Below are 21,195 nucleotides of genomic sequence, written 5' to 3'. Positions count from 1 at the left end.
GCGTACGGCTCGGCCCCCCGGCCCTTCTCCCGGGCCTCTCCTCCGGGCCCCAGGGCCCCGAACCCGGCCGACGACCGGCCGGTGTAGCGGCCATCTTCGTTCCACGTGAAACGGGCCCGGCCCGTCCCGGTCCCTCTCGAACATCGCACCGGTTCCGCATAGCATCCGGCCATGCCCGATGGTCAGTGGTACCCCCCGGAGTGGCCCGACCGGATTCGCGCACTCGCGGCCGGTGAGATCGTCCCCGTCGAGCCGAGGCGGGCGGCGACGGTGATGCTGCTGCGCGACACCCCGGACGGCCCCGCCGTTCATATGCTGCGCCGCCGTGCCTCCATGGCCTTCGCCGGTGGTGCCTATGCCTATCCCGGTGGTGGAGTCGACGCCCGGGACTCCCGGCCGGTCCGCTGGGCGGGGCCCTCGGTCGCCGAATGGGCCGTACGGCTGGGTACGGACGAGGCCACCGCACAGGCCGTGGTGTGTGCCGCCGTCCGGGAGACCTTCGAGGAGTCGGGGGTGCTGCTGGCCGGCCGTACCGCCGATACGGTCCTGGGCGCGGTGGGCGGCGACCGGACGGATCCCACTGAGGTGGCGGCGGCCGGGTCCGCCGGATCGGACGGTGAGCCGGACGACGGCGGCTGGGAGGCCGACCGACAGGCCCTGGTCGACCGCGAACTCGCCTTCGCCGACTTCCTCGACCGGCGTGGACTGGTGCTGCGCTCCGATCTGCTGGGGGCCTGGGCCCGCTGGATCACCCCGGAGTTCGAGGCCCGCCGCTACGACACCTGGTTCTTCGTCGCCGCGCTCCCGGCCGGGCAGCAGACCCGTAACGCCTCCACCGAGGCGGACCGTACGGTCTGGATCACCCCTGCCGACGCCGCCGCCGGATACGACCGGGGCGAGCTGCTGATGATGCCGCCGACCATCTCGACCCTGCGCGATCTCGTACCGTACGCCGCCTCCGCCGACGCGGTCGCCGCCGCGGCCGGGCGGGACCTCGCCCCGGTCCTCGCGAAGGCCCGCTACGAGAACGGCGCGGTCGTGCTGAGCTGGCCGGGCCATGAGGAGTTCACCCGGCGCGTTCCGGCGGGAGGACCGCGATGACCGACGCTAAGGCGCTGCCGGGCCGGCCGCGGGGCGGAGTGCTCTCCGGGGCGGCCACCGCCCGGGCCGTGAACGTCCTCGCGCCCAACCCGTCCGCGATGACCCTCGACGGCACCAATACCTGGCTCCTCTCCGAACCCGGCTCCGGGCTCGCCGTGGTCGTCGATCCGGGACCGCTCGACGAAGGCCATCTCCGGCGGGTGATCGACACCGCCGAGCGCGCGGGGCAGCGGATCGCCCTCACCCTGCTCACGCACGGCCATGCCGACCACGCCGAAGGCGCCGCCCGCTTCGCCGAGCTGACCGGGACGCATGTCCGCGCGCTGGACCCGGCGCTCCGACTCGGCGACGAGGGTCTCGGCACGGGCGATGTGATCGACATCGGAGGGCTGGAGCTGAGGGTCGTGCCCACGCCCGGACACACCTCCGACTCCCTCTGCTTCCATCTGCCCGCGGACGCCGCCGTGCTGACCGGCGACACCGTGCTGGGCCGGGGCACCACGATGGTGGCTCATCCCGACGGGCGGCTGGGCGACTATCTGGACTCCCTGCGACGGCTGCGGTCCCTCACCGTCGACGACGGCGTACGGACCGTTCTGCCCGGTCACGGGCCCGTACTGGACGACGCCCAGGGCGCGGTCGAGTTCTATCTGGCCCATCGCGCCCATCGGCTCGCCCAGGTCGAGACGGCCGTCGAGAACGGCCACCGGAGGGCCCCGGAGGTGGTGGCGGCGGTCTACGCCGATGTGGACCGGTCCCTGTGGCCCGCCGCCGAGCTGTCCGTACGGGCTCAGCTGGAGTATCTGCGGGACCACGGGCTGATCTGACCGCAGGCGGCGCGTACGGGCGCGTACAGGCCCTACCGGCGGGTACGGGCGGTTCGGCCGGGGGAGGCCGGGCGTACGGGCGCGTACGGCCCCTGGAGCGCCGCTACGGCGCCGGGCGGGGCGGTACGTACGCGTGAAGGGGCGCCCCGGCTGCCGGGGCGCCCCTTCACGGTGTTCCCGGGGCCGGTGCGGCCCCGGGAACGGACGGTTCGGGCGGGCTCAGCGGGAGCGCTTCGCCAGCCGCTCGACGTCGAGCAGGATGACCGCTCGCGCCTCCAGCCTCAGCCAGCCGCGCTGGGCGAAGTCCGCCAGCGCCTTGTTCACGGTCTCGCGGGAGGCGCCGACCAGCTGGGCCAGCTCCTCCTGGGTCAGATCGTGGACGACATGGATGCCCTCGTCCGACTGGACGCCGAAGCGGCGCGACAGATCGAGGAGCGCCCGGGCCACCCGGCCCGGCACGTCGGAGAAGACCAGGTCGGACATCTGGTCATTGGTCTTGCGCAGTCGGCGGGCGACGGCGCGCAGCAGCGCCGACGCAACTTCGGGCCGGGCGTTCAGCCAGGGCTGGAGGTCGCCGTGGCCCAGGCCCAGCAGCTTCACCTCGGTCAGGGCGGTCGCCGTGGCGGTCCGCGGGCCCGGGTCGAACAGGGACAGCTCGCCGATCAGCTCACCGGGGCCGAGGACGGCGAGCATGTTCTCGCGTCCGTCGGGGGATGTGCGGTGGAGTTTGACCTTGCCCTCGGTGACCACGTAGAGGCGGTCACCGGGGTCGCCCTCGTGAAAGAGCGCGTCACCCCTGGCGAGCGTCACCTCACTCATCGAGCCGCGCAGCTCCGCCGCCTGCTCGTCATCGAGCGCCGCGAAGAGCGGGGCGCGCCGCAGAACGTCGTCCACGAGTTCTCTCCTTGTCGACCTGCTCAGGGACCGTGGCCCCCATGATGCCGGACCGCACCGTGCCCGTCCGGGGGACACCGCGGGCGGGACGCGTAGGACAGCTTCCCCGCGGCGGACCTGGCAAGTAAATATTCGTGCGATCAATCACAACAAGTTTGACTCACTGGAGCACCTGTTCGTGCTCCAGGGGCCCGATTGGGTCCGGATCACCGGTTGGCCGGGGCGGACGGGTGCGGTGGCCGTAGGCTGGCCGGGTGTCCAATTCGCCGGTGAGCGCCCAGGCCAAGGGGGCCGGAAGAGTGTCCGGAAAGCAAAATTCCGCTATGGGCGAACAAGCTCCCATCGATACCCGAAATGCCGCAAAGCAGGGCAGAGGGTCGACGGTGCGGAAGGCCCGGAACGGCGCTGCGAAGCCCGAATCCCGGCTGGCCATGGTCCGCCGGGCCCGCCGGATCAACCGTGAGCTGGCCGAGGTCTACCCGTACGCCCATCCCGAACTGGACTTCCGTAATCCGTTCGAGCTGCTGGTCGCGACGGTGCTCTCGGCCCAGACCACCGACCTGCGGGTCAACCAGACCACTCCGGCTCTCTTCGCGGCCTATCCGACGCCGGAGGAGCTGGCCGCGGCCGTGCCCGAGGAGTTGGAGGCGATCATCCGCCCCACCGGCTTCTTCCGGGCCAAGGCCCGCTCGCTCCTCGGGCTCTCCGCCGCGCTCCGGGACGACTTCGGCGGTGAGGTCCCCGGCCGCCTCGACGATCTGGTGAAGCTGCCGGGCGTCGGCAGGAAGACCGCCTTCGTCGTTCTCGGCAATGCCTTCGGGGTCCCCGGAATCACCGTCGACACCCACTTCGGACGGCTCGTCCGGCGCTGGAAGTGGACCGAACAGGAGGACCCGGAGAAGGTCGAGGCCGAGATCGCCGAGATCTTCCCGAAGTCCGAGTGGACCATGCTCTCCCACCGGGTGATCTTCCACGGCCGCCGGATCTGCCATGCCCGCAAACCGGCCTGCGGCGCCTGCCCGATCACCCATCTCTGCCCCTCGTACGGCGAGGGCGAGACCGATCCCGAGAAGGCGCGGAAGCTGCTGAAGTACGAGCTGGGAGGCCAGCCCGGCCAGCGGCTCAACCCGCCCGCCGACTACCCCGGAACCCCGGCCCCACCACTGGCGGCCGCCGGACGCGCCGGGGCGGACGCGCCCGCCGGGAAGACCCGGGCGGCGGAGTGAGCCCCGCGGAGCGGGCCGGGGGACGGGCGGAACGATCGGCCCGCCCGGGCGCGTTGTGAGGAAGGGGTGCTCAAGGGGGTATTCATGCGCGCACAGGACACGACGACCAGCGGGGGCGGTGAGGCCGAGGTGCAGGAAGAGGCCGGGGGCTCGTACGGTCGCGGGCGCGCGGGCGGCGGCTCCGCCACCGGGCCCGGCGGACACATCAGCAGCCGCGGGGGCGGGGGCGACCGTACGAACGGCACGAACGGCACGAACGGTGTCCATGGCGTCCACGGCATGAGCGGCGTCAACGGCTCGTCAGGCGCGCTGGGTGAGGCCGGTGCCAACGGTGCGGCCGGCGCATCCGGTGCGGCCGGTGGAGCCGGAGGAAGTACGGCGGACGGGGAGGACGGCCGGGGCGGCGCGGTCGCGGTCTCCACGGCCGGACTGCCCGGCTGGCTCGCCCCCGTCGCCCGGCTGCTCGACACGGTCCAGGGCCGCCAGCTCAGCAGCTTTCTCCCGCCCGCGGGCGGCCACGGCAGACCCGCCGCCGTCCTCGTCCTCTTCGGCGACGGCGCCGACGGCCCCGAACTGCTGCTGATGGAGCGCGCGGGCGGACTGCGCAGCCATGCCGGACAGCCCTCCTTCCCCGGCGGCGCCCTCGACCCCGAGGACGGCGACCCCGAGACCACGGGACCGCTGCGGGCCGCCTTGCGGGAGGCCGAGGAGGAGACCGGTCTCGAACCCGCCGGAGTCCAGGTCCTCGGTGCCCTGCCCCGGCTCTACATCCCGGTGAGCGATTTCGTCGTCACCCCCGTTCTCGGCTGGTGGCGGGAGCCGAGCCCGGTCGACGCGGTCGACCTCGCCGAGACGGCCCGGGTCTTCACCGTGCCCGTGGCGGATCTCACGGACCCCGCCAACCGGGCCATAGCGGTTCACCCGAGCGGCCATCAGGGCCCGGCGTTCCTGGTCGAATCCGCCCTGGTCTGGGGATTCACCGCCGGAGTGATCGACCGGATCCTGCACTTCGCGGGCTGGGAACGGCCGTGGGACCGGACCCGGCGGGTCCCCCTCGACTGGCGGTCATGACAGGCTGAACCCCGCGTTCCCGTATGGCACCCTCCGTACCTCCGGACCCGCCCCTACCTCCGACGACGACTCCACCGCCCCCTATTGACCCCCGGCCCTCCGAGGGCCGCGAACCGCCGGACGGCTGTTCGCGGCGGCCGTACGGCGGGCCGAAGCCGGGATCGCGACCGGCGACCCGCCACCGGTGGCGGAAGAGCCGCCGGTGAACCGCCGGTGACCCGCGATCCGCGACCGGCGACCAGCGACTAGCGACTGCGAGGCAAATGACGGTGAACGTGCTGGACATCCTGTTGATGGTCGCGGCCGTATGGTTCGCGGTCGTCGGCTATCGGCAAGGTTTCGTCGTCGGCGTCCTCTCCGTGATCGGCTTCCTGGGCGGCGGCCTGCTCGCCGTCTACGCCCTCCCCGTGCTCTGGGACGAGCTGACGAACGAATCCGAGGTGTCCACCACCGCGATCGTGGTCTTCGTGGTCGTCGTGATCGTCTGCGCCTCCGTGGGCCAGGCGTTCACCACCCATCTCGGCGGCAAACTGCGCCGCCACATCACCTGGACGCCCGCCCGCGCCCTGGACGCCACGGGCGGCGCGCTGGTCAATGTGGTCGCCATGCTGCTGGTCGCCTGGCTGATCGGCTCGGCGCTCGCGGGGACCACCCTGCCGACCCTCGGCAAGGAGGTCCGCAGCTCGAAGGTGCTGCTCGGGGTCTCCCAGGTGATGCCCGAACAGGCGTCCGTCCTCTTCGACGACTTCTCCGGCGTCCTCGCGCAGAACGGCTTCCCGCAGGTCTTCAGCCCGTTCTCGAACGAGCCCATCAAGGAAGTCAGCCCGCCGGACCAGGCGCTCGTCGGCAGCCCGGTCGTGGCCCGCGCGAAGAAGTCCATCGTCAAGGTCGTCGGCACCGCGAACAGCTGCGGCAAGGTCCTCGAAGGCACCGGCTTCGTCTTCGGCGAGCGGCGGGTGATGACCAACGCCCATGTCGTGGGCGGGGTCGACGAGCCGACCGTACAGATCGGCGGCGAGGGCAAGCTCTACGACGCCAAGGTCGTCCTCTACGACTGGCGGCGTGACATCGCTGTCCTGGACGTGCCCCGGCTCGGCGCCGAGCCACTGCGGTTCGCCGACACCGACGCCCGCAGCGGGGACAGCGCGATCGTCGCGGGGTTCCCGGAGAACGGCGGATACGACGTCCGCTCGGCCCGGGTCCGGGGCCGGATCGACGCCGACGGGCCCGATATCTACCGCCGTGGCACGGTCCACCGCGATGTGTACTCGCTCTACGCGACGGTCCGACAGGGCAACTCCGGCGGGCCGCTGCTCACTCCCGAAGGCGAGGTGTACGGCGTCATCTTCGCCCGCTCGCTCGACGACAAGAACACCGGTTACGCGCTGACCGTGGACGAGATCGCCGATGACATCAAGGCCGGTCTGGCGGCCGATCAGCAGGTCGACACGGACGGCTGCGCGCTCTGACGGACCCGTTCCCGGCCCGTTCCCGGCCCGTTCCCGGGGCCGGGAACGGGGATGTCCGGCCGCGAGTACGGGCGCAGGCGCCGGTACGGGCAGCCGCGCGGGCGCGGGCAGGCGTGGGCATGCCGAGGGCGTACCGCGCCGCCTCGCCCCGGGTGCCGCAACAGTCCACACGCCATAGGGAGCAGGCAGCAGGCATCGGCGGAAAGAGCCGGCCGACACACCGGGGAGAGCCGGCCGGGGAATGCCGCGGGCGCCAGGGGCGGTTCGCCGCTCGCGGGCGGGCCGCGGTTGTCGGCCGCGGACATGCCACGAGGATCGGCCGCGGACGTACCGCGGATGTCAGCCGGGAAGTTCAGCTGCGGGTATGCCGCAGCCGGGCGGACATCCAGCGGGCCCGGCGCCGCAGGATCCGGGGAATGCCGATGTCCTGTGGGGAGCGGCCGTGTCCCCGGCCCCTTGGGCCATCACTGTCGGGGGAGCCCGGCCCACCGGCCGGGCGACGGTCGCGCGTCACGTCGCCATAGTCGTACGTCCAGCCCATACCGGGACGTCTGCCCGGGCCCCAAGGTCGGTAACCGTGCCCGGGGCGGCCAATTGGTCGCCGTCCGGGGCGTGTCGTCCGCCGTACGCCCCCGGTTCGGTGCGGCGCTCTCCGGAGAAAGGTTCCCGCCGGGCCGTCCGGGTCCGATTCCGGGGCCTGTTCCGGGCCCGTTCTGGGCCTGTTCTGGGCGGCCGTGCGGCCGGGCCCGTAGAGCCCCGGCAGGATCCGGAAGAGGAACTGGTGCTGTGACCGGAAGGGTTCACCGGTCCGCGACGCCCCGCACGGCGCTCCCCCTGGGCCTGGCGGCCCGGGCAGTTCCCCCGCGCCGCGTTGCCGGACCACGCGAGTACGTCCAGTACGAGCCGTGGACCTCCGCCTCGCGACGCACCGCACCTGACGCCGCGGGCCCCGGCAAACCCTTCCGGCCACAGCACTAGCGGTCCGGTTCCGGGTCCCGCAACCAGCCGATCAGCTCGGTGGAGAAGGCCACGGGGTCCTCCTCGTGCGGAAAGTGCCCCAGCCCGTCGAAGAGCCGCCAGCGGTACGGCGCCTCCACGTACTGGCCGGAACCCGCCGCACTGCGGGTCCGCATCGCCGGGTCCAGCGATCCGTGCAGATGGAGGGTCGGCACCCGGACCGGCCGCTTCATCCGCCGGTTGAACTGGATGCCGTCCGGCCGGGCCAGCGACCGCACCATCCAGCGGTACGGCTCGATCGAACAGTGCGCGGTCGACGGGATCAGCATCGCCCGGCGGTAGGTGTCCAGCACGATCTCGTCCGGCGGCTTCGGCCCCGACCAGTCGGTGAGCAACTCGCCCACCAGCGCCCCCTCGTCCGCGACCAGCCGGCGCTCCGGGATCCAGGGGCGCTGGAAGCCCCAGACGTACGAACCGGCGCGGGTCTGCGCGAAGTCGGAGAGCATCGCCGAACGCCACCGCCGGGGGTGCGGCATCGAGCAGACCGCGAGCCTGCGGACCAGCTTCGGCCGCATCACCGCCGCCGTCCACGCCAGATAGCCGCCCAGGTCGTGGCCGACCAGCGCCGCGTCCGGCTCGCCGAGCGACCGCACCACACCGGTGATGTCGAGGGCGAGGTTGGCGGGGTCGTAGCCCCGGGGCGTACGGTCGCTGCCGCCCACGCCCCGCAGATCCATCGCCACCGCCCGGAAACCGGCGTCGGCGAGCGCCGGGAGCTGATGCCGCCAGGTCCACCAGAACTGCGGGAACCCGTGCAGCAGCAGTACCAGCGGACCATCGCCCATCTCGGCGATATGGAAGCGGGCACCGTTGGCCGCCACATCGCGGTGGGTCCAGGGACCGTCGACGCGTACGGGGCTGCCGGAACCGGATTCAGGGGCCGTCATGCTCATGAGCGTGCCACACCGGCGGACCCGGTGCCGCCCGCACCCGTCACCCGAACGGCGGACAGCACGCGACGACGGGCCGGGCGCGGACGGCACGGCACAGTATGGTTCGGCACAGTCCGGCAGCGGTACGGCCCGGCCCGGGCGGCCCCGGCTCCGGCTCCGTCAGCGTTCGGTGAGCGCCTGCCGCGCCGCCGCCGAGAGCTCCGGCACCCGCCCCTTCTCCAGCCGCGGATGCGGCTTGACGTTCTGGAGGACGGCGGCCGTCTGCTTGGCCGAGGCGATCGACTTCTCCGGCGGCTTGACCTTCTTGAACTTGGCGATCGCCAGCAGCGACAGCAGGGCGGCGAGGACGACGTACGCCCCGCCCACGATCAGGAACGACCAGGCCAGGCCGAGCCCCAGATTGTGGATGCCGTACGCCGCCGCGAAGCTGAAGACGGGGAGTGAGAACAGCAGGAACACACCGGCGACGACAAAGGCGATCGCACCGGTGGCGCCGCGCTTCACGTCCTGCCGCAGTTCCGCCTTGGCCAGCGCGATCTCGTCGTGCACCAGCGCCGACATCTCCGCGGTCGCCGATGCGACCAGCTGACCGATACTGCGTTCGGCGCCGCTGCCGGGGTCGCTCATCGCTGCTCCCTCTTGTGCTTCCCGTGTGTGCCGGAGTCCGGTCGGTCCGGAGTCCGTCATCAGATCATGCCGGACCACCGTCGTCAGCGCGCGACGCCCCCGGGTCCGGGTGCGGTGCCGTCGCCCGGCTCCCGTTCCGTACCGGTGCCGATCCCGGTTCCGGCGTCGGTACGAATGTCGGTACGCGTACCCGGCGCGGGCGCGGCGACACCATCGCCGACGGGCGGGACCGGCCCGGAATCCGGCCCGGAGGCAGGTACGGGGCCCGGCTCGGATCCGGCCGCCGCGACCCGGGCCAGCCGCCGGTGCTCGGCCGCCTTCCGCTCGTGGATCTCCGCCATCCGCAGGTGGTACTCCGGGTTCTCCAGCTCGTAGACGTCCGGGATGCCGTCCTCGTCCTCGTCGCGCTCCTCGGCCTCGTACAGCTCCCTGTACTTGCGGACCCGCAGCTTCAGCAGCACGGCCGCGAACACGGCGGCGATCAGCGACCCGACCAGTACGGCCGCCTTGACCGAGTCCGTCAGGGCCGGGTCGCCCGCGAAGGCGAGTTCACCGATGAGCAGGGAGACCGTGAACCCGATGCCCGCGAGGGTGGCCACCGCGAAGACGTCCGGCCAGGCCAGGTCCTCGTTCAGCTCGGCCCGGGTGAAGCGGGCCGCCAGCCAGGTGCCGCCGAAGACGCCGAGGGCCTTGCCGAGCACCAGACCGAGGACCACACCCAGGGTCTCCGGCTCGGTGAAGACCTTCCCGACCGCCCCGCCGGAGAGCATCACCCCGGCCGAGAACAGGGCGAACAGGGGGACGGCGAGACCGGCCGAGACCGGGCGCACCAGATGCTCGATGTGCTCGCCGGGGGAGTGCTCCTCGCCCTCCCGGCGGTGGCAGCGGAGCATCAGGCCCATGGCGACGCCCGCGATGGTGGCGTGGACGCCGCTGTTGTACATCAGCCCCCAGATCACCAGGGCCAGGGGTACGTAGACGTACCAGCCGCGGATCCCCTTGCGGAGCAGCAGCCAGAAGACCGCGAGACCGATCGCGGATCCGGCGAGGGCGGCGAAGTCCAGATCGCTGGTGAAGAAGATCGCGATGATGATGATCGCGAAGAGGTCGTCGACGACGGCGAGGGTGAGCAGGAAGGCGCGCAGGGCCGACGGCAACGAGGTGCCGATGACGGCGAGTACGGCGAGGGCGAAGGCGATGTCCGTGGCGGTGGGGACGGCCCAGCCCTTGGTGGAGCCGCCGCCCGCGGTGACGGTGACGAAGTAGACGAGGGCCGGGATCGCCATACCGCAGATCGCGGCGATCACGGGGAGCGCGGCGGCCTTGGGGTCGCGCAGCTCACCGGCGACGAGTTCGCGTTTCAGCTCGATACCGGCGACGAAGAAGAAGATCGCGAGGAGTCCGTCGGCGGCCCAGTGCTGGATCGACAGATCCAGGCCGAGGGACTCCGGGCCTATGTGGAAGCCGCGTACGGACTCATAGCTGTCGGCCAGGGGGGTATTGGCCCAGATCAGTGCGGCGACGGCGGCCACCAGCAGCAGTACGCCGCCGACGGTCTCGGTCCGCAGGGCGTCCACCACGAAGGTGCGCTCGGGCAGGGAGAGACGTCCGAGGAACTTACGGGGGGTGGGCGTGGGGGTGGGCGCGGGCATCGGGGCAGACCTCCGGTGGTCGGTCGGGCAGGGCGAAGCACATGCCGACCAGACTTCCCGGCGCACCTGAGGTTTCTTGTTGCGTCCTTGACGCTTTCCTTACTTTACCCAAGGTACGCGAGCTGTGCCCCGAGGTGCGCGAGGGGGGATCCGGCGTCCTCCCACTCTAGGGCTTAAGGGAGTTTTCGCATGTCGGAGGGGTTGTGCGGATGATTCGGGCGGAGCGGTCGTACGGTCCACGGCGGTACGTCTCCCCGGCCGCGGCCGCTTCCCGGCGCCCCCCGTGACCCCCGTGACCCCCGGGCGGCGTCCGGAACCGAACGAGCGGTGGCCGGAACCGAACGGGGGGTCGAAGGCGAACGCGGGGCCGAACCGAACGGGCGGTGGCCCGCACCCCGGCGAAGGGGTGCGGGCCACCGCCCGTATCGCGTACGCGGGGCGCCGAAGGCCGGCGGCCCGCCGCTCAGTCCTCGGCGGACGCGCTCGGCAGCTTCGTCTGGATCAGATCCATCACCGAGGAGTCGGTGAGGGTGGTGACATCGCCGAGCTGACGGTTCTCGGCGACATCGCGGAGCAGCCGGCGCATGATCTTGCCGGAGCGGGTCTTCGGCAGCTCCGCGACCGGCAGGACCCGCTTGGGCTTGGCGATCGGGCCCAGGGTCGCGCCGACATGGTTACGCAGCTCGGCGACCAGGTCGTCGTCCTCGGAGGCCGACCCCCGCAGGATCACGAAGGCCACGATGGCCTGTCCCGTCGTCTCGTCCGCGGCGCCCACGACCGCCGCTTCGGCGACCTTGGGGTGGGAGACCAGGGCCGATTCGACCTCGGTGGTGGAGATGTTGTGACCGGAGACCAGCATGACGTCGTCGACCCGGCCGAGCAGCCAGATGTCCCCGTCGTCGTCCTTCTTCGCCCCGTCGCCCGCGAAGTACTTGCCCTCGAAACGCGACCAGTAGGTGTCGATGAAGCGCTGGTCGTCGCCCCAGATGGTGCGGAGCATCGACGGCCACGGCTCGGTGAGCACCAGATAGCCGCCCCCGCCGTTCGGCACCTCGTTCGCCTCGTCGTCGACGACGGTCGCGGAGATACCGGGCAGCGGGCGCTGCGCGGAGCCGGGCTTGGTCTCGGTGACCCCCGGCAGCGGCGAGATCATCATGGCGCCGGTCTCGGTCTGCCACCAGGTGTCCACGATGGGCGCCCGGCCGCCGCCGATGTGCTCCCGGTACCAGATCCACGCCTCGGGGTTGATCGGCTCGCCGACCGAGCCGAGGACCCGCAGGCTCGACAGATCGAACTTGGCGGGGATGTCGTCGCCCCACTTCATGAACGTCCGGATCGCGGTCGGCGCGGTGTAGAGGATGGTGACGCCGTACTTCTGGACGATCTCCCAGAACCGCCCCTGGTGCGGGGTGTCGGGCGTGCCTTCGTACATCACCTGGGTCGCGCCGTTGGCCAGCGGGCCGTAGACGATGTACGAGTGGCCGGTGACCCAGCCGATGTCGGCCGTACACCAGTAGACGTCGGTCTCCGGCTTGAGGTCGAAGACGGCGTGGTGGGTGTAGGCCGCCTGGGTGAGGTAGCCGCCGGAGGTGTGCAGGATGCCCTTCGGCTTCCCGGTGGTGCCGGAGGTGTAGAGGATGAACAGCGGCTGCTCTGCCTCGAACGCCTCGGGGGTGTGCTCGGTGGACTGGCGGTCGACGATCTCGTGCCACCACACGTCGCGGCCCTCGGTGAAGGCGGTGTCCTCACCGGTCCGCCGGACCACCAGGACGTGCTCGACCTGCGGGCACTTCTTCACGGCCTCGTCGATGGCGGGCTTGAGCGCGCTCGGCTTGCCCCGGCGGTAGCCGCCGTCGGCGGTGATGACCAGCTTGGCGTCGGCGTCCTGGATCCGGGAGGCCACCGCGTCGGCCGAGAAGCCGCCGAAGACCACGGAGTGCGCCGCGCCGATCCGGGCGCAGGCCAGCATCGCGACCGCGGCCTCGGGGATCATCGGCAGATAGACGGCGACCCGGTCGCCCTTGCCGACGCCCAGCTCGGTCAGGGCGTTGGCGGCTTTGGAGACCTCGTCCTTGAGCTGGGCGTAGGTGACCGTACGGCTGTCGCCGGGCTCGCCCTCGAAGTGGATCGCGACCCGGTCGCCGTGGCCTGCCTCGACATGGCGGTCGACGCAGTTGTACGCCACGTTCAGCTCGCCGTCCGCGAACCACTTGGCGAAGGGCGGATTGCTCCAGTCCAGCGTCTGGGTCGGCTCGGTGGCCCAGGTGAGCCTGCGAGCCTGCTCGGCCCAGAAGCCGAGCCGGTCGGCCTCGGCCTGCGCATAGGCATCGGCCGTGACATTGGCGTCCGCGCTCAGTGCGGCGGGCGGCGCGAACCGCCTCTCCTCACGCAGCAGGTTGGCCAGGCTCTCGTTGCTCACGACATCTCCCTTTCCCAGGGCGTCCTCAATAGCTGTGTGTCCCGGGCCATAGCTCATCAGCCACGGGCCCGGGTGACAAGAGCCTTCGGATAAATGGTTTAGACCTGTGGGGTCGAGGGGCCGGATTTTGCCCGGCCTTGCCGGGCTCCACCACCCTCCGCCGGAAACGGCTGGTGGCGATGGGCGTGTCGGGACGGGTGCCGAGTCATGGGCCGGGGGGTACGGGGCGGGGCCGGGGGAGGGCAGGGGCGAATCCGACGGACCCTCCTCCCCGGGCGGCGGGAAGGAGGGACCGTCACCCTCCTGCACGGACGCGGCACGGCTTCGGTTCAACCCGGCAGCCGCCCGGCCCGCCCGTCCCGCCCGGCATGTCTTCGGGCCGGCTTGGGGTCGGTTTCGGGTCGGCGCGACGGCAGGTCACCGGCCCGGAGTCCGGCGGATGGGGGACCGGAAGGCGGGCCGGGAGCGGCCTCGGACGGCGGGCCGTGGGGGTGGGGAGGGCCGTCGGACGGTGTGCCGGTACGAGCCACGGGGGCGCAGGCGGACATGAACACCCGTCTCCTCCGGGGCTACGCGGTCGCGGAACGCGGGGGACGCGGTCGTGAGCCACGGCGTGCGGGGGCGGGGTTACGTCAGGAGGCTCCGGAACAAGACTCAACTCTCAGTAAATTAATCGTAATGGAGAGTAAAGATCGAGGCGGGACAGTCCGGGCATATGGGGCGGACTTTCACCCGTTCCAGTGATTAATGCGGTTAATGCGGCCCGTCATCGACGGCTGCGGGCCGTCGCGGTGTGACTTTGTCGAACCGGTAGAAGCCGGTCGTAAAAACACAAAGTCATACGAAAGTGGGTGGGCGGATGAAGGCCGCCACACAGAGGGCCGCCGTCGGCGCGGTGGCCACGGCGCTGATCGCGGGGCTTGCGGGCTGCTCCCTCTCCGGCGACCCGTCCGCGAAGGAGGGCGCGCCCGGCGCGAAGAAGGCGCCCGCGCCCGAGGCCGCGCCACAGCTGATCGGCGACGGCTCGACGTCGTACACCGGGGCCCAGCCGAAGCAGCTCAAGCCCAAGCGGCTGAAGCCCGGTCAGAAGCCGCCGCAGTTCGTGGTCTTCTCCTGGGACGGGGCGGGCGAGGACAGCCAGAAGCTCTTCTCCCACTTCCGGTCCGTCGGCCGGAAATACGACATGACGATGACGTACTTCCTCAGCGGGGTCTATCTGCTGCCCGAGGAGAAAGCTTCCCTCTATCTGCCGCCGAAGCATGCCGCCGGTCGTTCGGACATCGGCTTCAACGACCTCACGGGGATCAAGGACACCGTGCGCGAGCTGCGCGGCGCCTGGCAGGAGGGCAATGAGATCGGCACCCACTTCAACGGCCACTTCTGCGGGCCCGAAGGCGGCGACAGCTGGTCGGTCGAGGACTGGAAGAGCGAGATCAGCCAGGCCAAGTCCTTTGTGAAGAACTGGCGTACGAACTCCGGACTGAAGGACGAGGCGTCTCTCCCCTTCGACTACGACAAGGAGCTGGTCGGCGGCCGTACGCCCTGTCTCGAAGGCCGGAAGAACTTCGTGAAGGCGGCCAGCGAGCTGGGCCTGCGCTACGACACCAGCGGGATCAACGACCAGATCTGGCCCGAGAAGGAGCTGGGGGTGTGGGATCTGGGGCTCCAGATGGTGCCGTTCCCGGGCCGGGGCTTCGAGACGCTCTCCATGGACTACAACTTCATGGTCAACCAGTCCGGCACGGTCAAGGGCGACCCGGCGCAGCACGACTACTGGGGCGGCCAGATGCGTGACGGGCTCATCCAGGCGTTCGACCGGGCCTACAACGGCAACCGGGCGCCGCTGATCATCGGCAACCACTTCGAGTCGTGGAACGGTGGCACGTATATGCGGGCCATCGAGGACACCATCGCGACCGTCTGTGTGAAGAAGGACGTCGAGTGCGTCTCCTTCAAGCAGCTCGCGGACTGGCTGGACGCCCAGGACCCGAAGGTGATCGCCGAGCTGCGGACCCTTCCGGTCGGACAGGCGCCCAAGGCCGGCTGGCCCGCCTTCCTGGGCGGCGTGAAGGCGGGTCCGGCAGGCAGGCCCGCCGGACCCGGGGCCGACGCGGAACCCGGGACCGAGGCCCGGGCCGAGGACACTGAATCCGGTTCGGACGAGGGGACCGGGGCGGACTCCGGCGAGGAAGCCGAAGCCGCGGATTCCGCTTCCGGGGCCGATGGTTCCGGAGCGCCGGAGTCCGGTGCCGGTGGGGTGCTCGCGGCCCCGGCCGTCGCGCCGGTGGTCAGGCCGGCAGCGGCGCGCTGACGTCCGCGGAGCTCTCCCCCAGTACGAAGGCGGGGTCGACCTGGGCCGCCAGGTCGGCGCCCGTCTTCGCGTTGCCCCAGCTCTCCGCGTTCCGGAGATGGAAGTGGACCATCTGGCGGGTGTACCGGGCCCAGTCGCGCCGCTCGTAGCTCTCCGCCGCGGTCGTCAGCAGGGTCTCCAGCGCGGCCCGGTTCTCCGCCTCCAGCTGGCCGAACGGCCGGGGGCGGCCCTTCTCCATCGCCCGGACCCAGTCCGAATGGCCGACGGTGACCAGCAGATCGTCACCGGCCTCGGACCGCAGGAAGTCCAGATCGTCCTCCCCCTGCACCTTGTTGCCGACCACCTTGAGGGCGACGCCGAAGTCGCGCGCGTACTCCTTGTACTGCCGGTAGACCGATACGCCCTTCCGGGTCGGCTCGGCGACCAGGAACGTCATGTCGAACCGGGTGAACATCCCGGAGGCGAACGAGTCCGAGCCCGCGGTCATATCGACCACGACGTACTCGTCCCGGCCGTCCACGAGATGGTTGAGGCAGAGCTCCACCGCGCCGACCTTGGAGTGGTAGCAGGCCACACCGAGGTCGGATTCGGTGAAGGGGCCCGTCACCATCAGCCGGATCTCGGCGTCGTCCAGCCGGACCGGGCGGGCGCAGGCGTCGTAGACCGGGTTCTGCTCCTGGACGCGCAGCAGCCGTGAGCCCTCACCCGGAGGGGTGGTCTTGATCATGGTGGCCGCGGAGGCGATCCGGGGGTTCGTACCCCGGAGGTAGTCCTTGATCAGCGGCAGCCGGGCGCCCATGGCGGGCAGCGCCGCGGCCTCCGCCTCGTCGAGTCCGAGGGCCGTCCCCAGATGCTGGTTGATATCGGCGTCCACCGCGACGACGGGAGCCCCGCCCGCGGCCAGTTGCCGGATGAAGAGCGAGGACAGCGTCGTCTTTCCGCTGCCGCCCTTCCCTACGAAAGCGATCTTCATGTTCACCTAGGGTAGTGCCGAGGTTGCCCCCTGTTGTCAAGCCAGGTGAAGAAGACCACTCCAAGGGGGGACGTACGCCGGGGGCGCGTAGCCTCCCCTCTATGAGGACGAACGCCACGCCCGCCCCCTCGACCGATCCGCTCGCGGCCCTCGGCGCACTGCCGGGCGTCCCGGAGGCCGTGGCCTCCGTACGCAAGGCGGTCGACCGGGCTTACGGCCACCGGGTCATGCGGCGGCGCGCCATCGAGGTGACGGCGGAGGCCGCGCTCCGCGGTGCCCGGGGTTCGGCGGCGCTCTCCGGCGCCGACTGGGCGCTGGAGGAGGTCCGCCGGCGGACGGACTTCGGGGCGGACGCCGAGGCGAGGACGGTCGGCGCGGCGCTGCGGCTCTCCGCGGAGGCGGGCCAACTGCTCTCCGTCTGGCGGCAGTCGCCGCTGCGGGTCCTGGCCCGGCTGCATCTGGTCGCCGCCGGGGGCGCGGCGGACGGCGGCGTCGTGGGCAGGCCGCGGCTGGCGGGCGAGCGGACCGATGAGCCGCTGGTACGGGCGCCGCTGCCGGACGCCGCCGAGGTGAACGGCAGGCTGGAGGGGCTGGCCGGGCTGATCGTGGCGGGCGGGTCGGCTCCGGCGCTGGTGAACGCGGCCGTGGTGCACGGGGAGCTGATGGCGCTGCGCCCCTTCGGTTCGTACAACGGGCTGGTGGCCCGGACGGCGGAGCGGATCGTGCTGATCGGCAGCGGACTGGACCCGAAGGCGATCTGTCCGGCGGAGGTCGGCCACGCGGAGCTGGGCCGGGACGCCTACGCGACGGCGCTGGAGGGCTATCTCTCCGGGACCCCGGACGGTCTGGGCGCCTGGATCGCCCACTGCGGGCGGGCGGTCGAGCTGGGAGTGCGCGAGTCGACCGCCGTCTGCGAGGCGCTGCAGCGCGGCGCGGCCTGACAGCGGGCCCGGGGAACCGGGCCGACCGGGCCGCCCCCGGGTGACCGGGAGGGTTGCGGCGCCGGAAAAGGGTTGCGGCGGTACCGGATCCGGTACCGCCGCTGGCATGTCCGCCGGGTTACCAAGCGTCCTCGATGATGTGCCCATCAGGCGGGGAACTTCTGCCCTTCGCCTGGTGCGGCTGGCCCGTATTCGACGGGTCGACGTCGCGTGGGTGCCCGATTTTCATGCTCGGTCCGTGGGGCCTTTTTGCGTTCTCTCAGGTGATCCTTTCGGATGTCCTTGGTCTCGCGGGCCGTTGAATCCTTTGTACTCCAGGGCGATGGGAAGCGGAACCCCTGGCCGCACTTCTTTACTTTTGTCTTCAAATACGGAGGAAACGGTCAGGGTCGCCGATGGCCTGGGTAGCGGCCCGGGCGGCGGCACCGGGGCCGGAGAGCAGTGCCGTACGGGCCGCGCTCCGGCGGCGGCTGGCGTACCAGACGAGTCCGGCGGTCGCCGCCGCCGCGCCCACCGCCGCCGCGGCGACCAGTGCGGGGCGGGCCGGCATCGACAGGGCGGGCAGCCGCTGCTTCAGCCGTACCGGCCGGTTGAAGACCAGAATCGGCCACTCCCGGGCCGTGGCCTCCCGGCGGAGGGACCGGCCGGGATTGACCGCGTACGGATGGCCGACGGCCTCCAGCATCGGAAGGTCGGTGACGGAATCGCTGTAGGCATAGCAGCGCGAGAGGTCGTATCCCTCGGACTCCGCCAGTTCCCGGATGGCTTCCGCTTTTGTCGGGCCGTAGGCGTAGTACTCCACTTCTCCGGTGAAGCAGCCGTCGTCGCCGACGGCCATCCGGGTGGCGACGACCCGGTCGGCGCCCAGCAGCTCGCCGATGGGCTCGACGACCTCGGCGCCGGAGGTGGAGACGATGACGACATCGCGCCCGGCGGTGTGGTGCTCCTCTATGAGGGAGGCGGCTTCGTCATAGATGATCGGGTCGATCAGCTCATGAAGGGTCTCGGCGACGAGTTCCTTCACCTGCTGGACGTTCCAGCCCTTGCAGAGGGCGGAGAGATACTCGCGCATCCGCTCCATCTGGTCGTGGTCGGCGCCGCCCGCGAGAAAAACGAACTGGGCATACGCGGTCCGCAGTACGGCCCGGCGGTTGATCAGGCCGCCGTGGTAGAAGGACTTGCTGAAGGTCAGCGTCGAAGACTTCGCAATGACCGTCTTGTCCAGGTCGAAGAACGCGGCTGTGCGGGGCAAGGAGTGGTTTTCCACGCCCTGAGCATAGGTGGCCTCCATTCGGCGTACCGTCGGGCGTGTGGGTTTGCCTGAGAAGGCTCTCGGGTACACCATGGAAGTCACGGATCGTTCGCGACCGTGCTAACCCGGTCCGGCTCCTCCCCCCCCCCGAGTCGGCCGGAGAGGCGACCCCCGCTCTCCCCCCCGGCGGGGGTCGTCGCATGTCCGGACGGGTTTTCCCGCCACGGCAAGATCCACCGCCTCGATCCTTCTCTCTCGTCCCCCGCGGCGGCGGGCTCCTGGGACCACTCTGCATCGTCACTGTCCGTGATGGAAGAGGTGCGTAGGGGGAGTCACCGGTATGGGCGACCGAGTTATTCACAAGTGGTGAGTTGTCCACAGTTTTTCAGCAAGATCCACACGTTTTTCCGGTGTGCCGGACCGTGATTCCACCCGCGTAGTTCGCGGCTTCAGGAATCACCGATCCCGTATCGCTGCGGGATCGCGGCAATCAAGGGGGAAGATCGTGGCCGGATCTCATACATCGCATCGGCGGCCGGCCGCCGAAGGACGCCGTCCGGGGCCCCTGATCCTCACCGAGGACGGGGAACTGCTCGACGATCTGCTGCGGCTGTGCGCCGCCGCCGGGGCCGAGCCCGAAGTCCACCACGGGACGCCGGAGCGCGGCGGGGGCTGGGACGACGCCCCGCTGGTGCTCGTCGGGGAGGACGCGGCGGCCCGCTGCCGGGGCGCGGCGCGCCGGAGCGGGGTACTGCTCGTGGTCAGGGACCGCGGGGACCGCGCCGGGTTCGACGACCCGTCGGTCTGGCGGCGGGCGGTGGAGATCGGCGCCGACTCCGTCCTGCGGCTGCCGGACGCCGAGAGCTGGCTGGTCGGGCGGATCGCCGATGTCGTGGAGGGCGCCGGGCGGCAGGCGCTCACGGTCGGGGTCGTCGGCGGCCGGGGCGGCGCCGGGGCCTCCACCCTGGCCTGTGCGCTCGCGATCCGCGCGGCCCGGGCCGGGGAGCGTGCCGTGCTGGTCGACGGCGATCCGCTCGGCGGCGGGATCGACGTCCTGCTCGGCGGCGAGCGGGCCGAGGGCCTGCGCTGGCCCGACTTCGTCGACTCCAAGGGCCGGGTCGCCGGTGGCGCGCTGGAGGAGTCCCTGCCCGAGCTGCACGGCCTGAGGGTGCTCAGCTGGGACCGGGGCGAGTCCGTCGCCGTACCGCCGCAGGCCATGCGGTCCGTCCTCGCCGCGGCCAGGCGGCGCGGGGGCGCCGTCGTCGTCGATCTGCCGCGCCGGTTCGACGACGGCACGGCCGAGGCCCTCGCCCAGCTGGACGTCGGACTGCTGGTCGTCCCCGGCGAGCCGCGGGCCGTCGCCGCGGCCGGCCGGGTGGCGGCGGCCGTCGGACCGGCCCTGAAGGACCTGCGGATCGTCGCCCGCGGGCCGTACGCCGCCGGGCTCGACGAGGAGTGGATCGCCGCCGCCCTCGGGCTGCCCCTCGCCGGTGAGCTGCCGGGCGAGCCCGGCCCGCCGCCGGGCCGGGAGGCATCCGTGCCGCCCGGCGGGACGGACGGGCCGCTGGCCCGGTTCTGTACCGCCTTCTGGGACCGCGCCCTCGCCGGGGAGGTGACCGGATGAGCTCCGGACTGCTGGACGCGGTGCGGCAGCGCCTCGCCGAGAGCGGCGCCGACCCCACCCCGGCCCGGGTGGCCGCCGCCCTGCGGGCCCAGGGCGCCCTTCTCGGCGACGCGGAGATCCTCGGCGGGACGGAGTCCCTCCGGTGCGAACTGGTGGGCACCGGACCGCTGGAGCCGCTGCTGGCCGACCCCGCCGTGACGGACGTGCTGGTGTCGGCGCCCGACCGGGTCTGGATCGACCGGGGCCGGGGGCTCGAACGGACCGGGGTGACGTTCACGGACGCGGCGTCCGTGCGGCGGCTCGCCCAGCGCCTCGCCGCCGTCGCGGGCCGCCGCCTGGACGACGCCCGCCCCTGGGTGGACGCCCGGCTGCCCGACGGGACCCGGCTGCACGCGGTGATCCCGCCGGTCGCCGTCGGCTCGACCTGTCTGTCGCTGCGGGTGGCGCGCCCCCGGGCCTTCTCCCTGGCGGAGCTGACGGCAGCGGGCACGGTACCGCCCGGCGGCGACCGGATCCTCCGGGCGCTGCTCGACGCCCGGCTCTCGTTCCTGATCAGCGGGGGTACGGGGACGGGCAAGACGACCCTGCTGTCGACCCTGCTCGGGCTGGTCGGCGAGCGGGAACGGATCGTACTCGCCGAGGACTCGTCGGAGCTGCGGCCCGACCACCCGCATGTGGTGCGCCTCGAATCGAGGCCCGCCAACCAGGAGGGCGCGGGCGTGGTCACCCTGCGGGATCTGGTCCGGCAGGCGCTGCGGATGCGCCCCGACCGGCTCGTCGTGGGAGAGGTGCGCGGCGCCGAGGTGACCGAGCTTACCCCCTGTTAAGCACCAATACTTTTACGCACTATTTCGGGCATTTCTGCCGAGGCGAAGCATGTCGATGATCTCTCGCCTCT

The 21,195-nt window shown here is 71.8% G+C and carries 16 protein-coding genes and 1 pseudogene; 9 read left to right on the top strand and 8 right to left on the bottom strand.

Going from position 1 to position 21,195, the window contains the following annotated elements:
• Window positions 1-171: 171 nt before the first annotated feature.
• Together ABZ714_RS25615 and ABZ714_RS25610 are read left to right on the top strand one after the other, a co-directional pair.
• A complete protein-coding gene (locus ABZ714_RS25615) occupies window positions 172-1,101 on the top strand; it encodes an NUDIX hydrolase (RefSeq protein ID WP_358827670.1) in 930 nt (309 codons plus the stop codon).
• On the top strand, window positions 1,098-1,928 hold the full coding sequence (locus ABZ714_RS25610) for an MBL fold metallo-hydrolase (RefSeq protein ID WP_358827669.1): 831 nt from the start codon (window positions 1,098-1,100) through the stop codon (window positions 1,926-1,928). The genes ABZ714_RS25615 and ABZ714_RS25610 overlap by 4 nt, the downstream gene beginning before the upstream one ends.
• A gap of 219 nt (window positions 1,929-2,147) precedes the next feature.
• Here the strand turns inward: ABZ714_RS25610 and ABZ714_RS25605 are convergent, their stop codons facing one another.
• Window positions 2,148-2,822, bottom strand: a complete 675-nt coding sequence (locus tag ABZ714_RS25605) for a Crp/Fnr family transcriptional regulator (RefSeq protein ID WP_006347667.1) — start codon at window positions 2,820-2,822, stop codon at window positions 2,148-2,150.
• 431 nt (window positions 2,823-3,253) lie between these two features.
• On the opposite strand from ABZ714_RS25605, the gene nth reads away from it, so the two are divergent.
• The 3 genes from nth to ABZ714_RS25590 all read left to right on the top strand — a co-directional run bounded on the left by nth (window position 3,254) and on the right by ABZ714_RS25590 (window position 6,588).
• The gene (nth, locus tag ABZ714_RS25600) at window positions 3,254-4,048 is read left to right on the top strand and encodes an endonuclease III (RefSeq protein WP_358827709.1); all 795 of its coding nucleotides are present in this window, start codon (window positions 3,254-3,256) and stop codon (window positions 4,046-4,048) included.
• Between the two features lie 429 nt (window positions 4,049-4,477).
• On the top strand, window positions 4,478-5,119 hold the full coding sequence (locus ABZ714_RS25595; protein ID WP_358827708.1) for a CoA pyrophosphatase: 642 nt from the start codon (window positions 4,478-4,480) through the stop codon (window positions 5,117-5,119).
• Window positions 5,120-5,388: 269 nt separating this feature from the next.
• A complete protein-coding gene (locus ABZ714_RS25590; protein ID WP_358827707.1) occupies window positions 5,389-6,588 on the top strand; it encodes a MarP family serine protease in 1,200 nt (399 codons plus the stop codon).
• 352 nt (window positions 6,589-6,940) lie between these two features.
• Here ABZ714_RS25590 and ABZ714_RS25585 read toward each other — a convergent pair whose 3' ends face one another.
• From ABZ714_RS25585 to acs, 5 genes are all read right to left on the bottom strand, one after another.
• Window positions 6,941-7,129 carry a hypothetical protein gene (locus tag ABZ714_RS25585; protein WP_358827668.1) on the bottom strand — a complete coding sequence of 63 codons (189 nt, stop codon included), beginning with the start codon at window positions 7,127-7,129 and terminating at the stop codon, window positions 6,941-6,943.
• A 433-nt stretch (window positions 7,130-7,562) separates the two neighbouring features.
• Complete coding sequence (locus tag ABZ714_RS25580) at window positions 7,563-8,492, bottom strand: alpha/beta hydrolase (RefSeq protein ID WP_358827667.1); 930 nt, start codon at window positions 8,490-8,492, stop codon at window positions 7,563-7,565.
• 165 nt (window positions 8,493-8,657) lie between these two features.
• Window positions 8,658-9,125, bottom strand: coding sequence for a phage holin family protein (locus ABZ714_RS25575; protein ID WP_358827666.1), 468 nt, complete (start codon window positions 9,123-9,125; stop codon window positions 8,658-8,660).
• 83 nt (window positions 9,126-9,208) lie between these two features.
• Window positions 9,209-10,777 (bottom strand): Na+/H+ antiporter NhaA, encoded by a 1,569-nt coding sequence (nhaA, locus tag ABZ714_RS25570; RefSeq protein WP_358827665.1) that lies wholly within the window; start codon window positions 10,775-10,777, stop codon window positions 9,209-9,211.
• 463 nt (window positions 10,778-11,240) lie between these two features.
• Window positions 11,241-13,196, bottom strand: coding sequence for an acetate--CoA ligase (acs, locus tag ABZ714_RS25565; protein WP_358827664.1), 1,956 nt, complete (start codon window positions 13,194-13,196; stop codon window positions 11,241-11,243).
• An 859-nt stretch (window positions 13,197-14,055) separates the two neighbouring features.
• Between acs and ABZ714_RS25560 the strand changes: the two genes are divergently transcribed.
• Window positions 14,056-15,507 carry a hypothetical protein gene (locus ABZ714_RS25560; RefSeq protein WP_358827663.1) on the top strand — a complete coding sequence of 484 codons (1,452 nt, stop codon included), beginning with the start codon at window positions 14,056-14,058 and terminating at the stop codon, window positions 15,505-15,507.
• Here the strand turns inward: ABZ714_RS25560 and ABZ714_RS25555 are convergent.
• Window positions 15,485-16,480 carry an ATP-binding protein gene (locus ABZ714_RS25555; RefSeq protein WP_358827662.1) on the bottom strand — a complete coding sequence of 332 codons (996 nt, stop codon included), beginning with the start codon at window positions 16,478-16,480 and terminating at the stop codon, window positions 15,485-15,487. The two genes, ABZ714_RS25560 and ABZ714_RS25555, sit on opposite strands and share 23 nt — an antisense overlap.
• 101 nt (window positions 16,481-16,581) lie before the next feature.
• Between ABZ714_RS25555 and ABZ714_RS25550 the strand changes: the two genes are divergently transcribed.
• A complete protein-coding gene (locus tag ABZ714_RS25550; RefSeq protein ID WP_358827661.1) occupies window positions 16,582-17,421 on the top strand; it encodes an oxidoreductase in 840 nt (279 codons plus the stop codon).
• Between the two features lie 364 nt (window positions 17,422-17,785).
• On the opposite strand, the gene ABZ714_RS25545 is transcribed toward ABZ714_RS25550, so the two are convergent.
• On the bottom strand, window positions 17,786-18,712 hold the full coding sequence (locus ABZ714_RS25545) for an HAD-IB family hydrolase (protein WP_358827660.1): 927 nt from the start codon (window positions 18,710-18,712) through the stop codon (window positions 17,786-17,788).
• A gap of 466 nt (window positions 18,713-19,178) precedes the next feature.
• Between ABZ714_RS25545 and ssd the strand changes: the two genes are divergently transcribed.
• Entirely contained in the window at window positions 19,179-20,297 is a 1,119-nt protein-coding gene (ssd, locus tag ABZ714_RS25540; protein WP_358827659.1) for a septum site-determining protein Ssd, read from the top strand.
• Window positions 20,294-21,112, top strand: a pseudogene (locus ABZ714_RS25535) (TadA family conjugal transfer-associated ATPase); the annotation flags it as partial. The gene ssd and the pseudogene ABZ714_RS25535, both read left to right, overlap by 4 nt.
• Window positions 21,113-21,195: the final 83 nt, after the last annotated feature.

The organism is Streptomyces sp. NPDC006798 (genome assembly GCF_040635975.1).
In the GTDB taxonomy this organism is placed as follows: domain Bacteria; phylum Actinomycetota; class Actinomycetes; order Streptomycetales; family Streptomycetaceae; genus Streptomyces.
The sequence above is the reverse complement of the archived record's forward strand: the minus strand, read 5'-3'. Positions and strand labels throughout refer to the sequence as shown.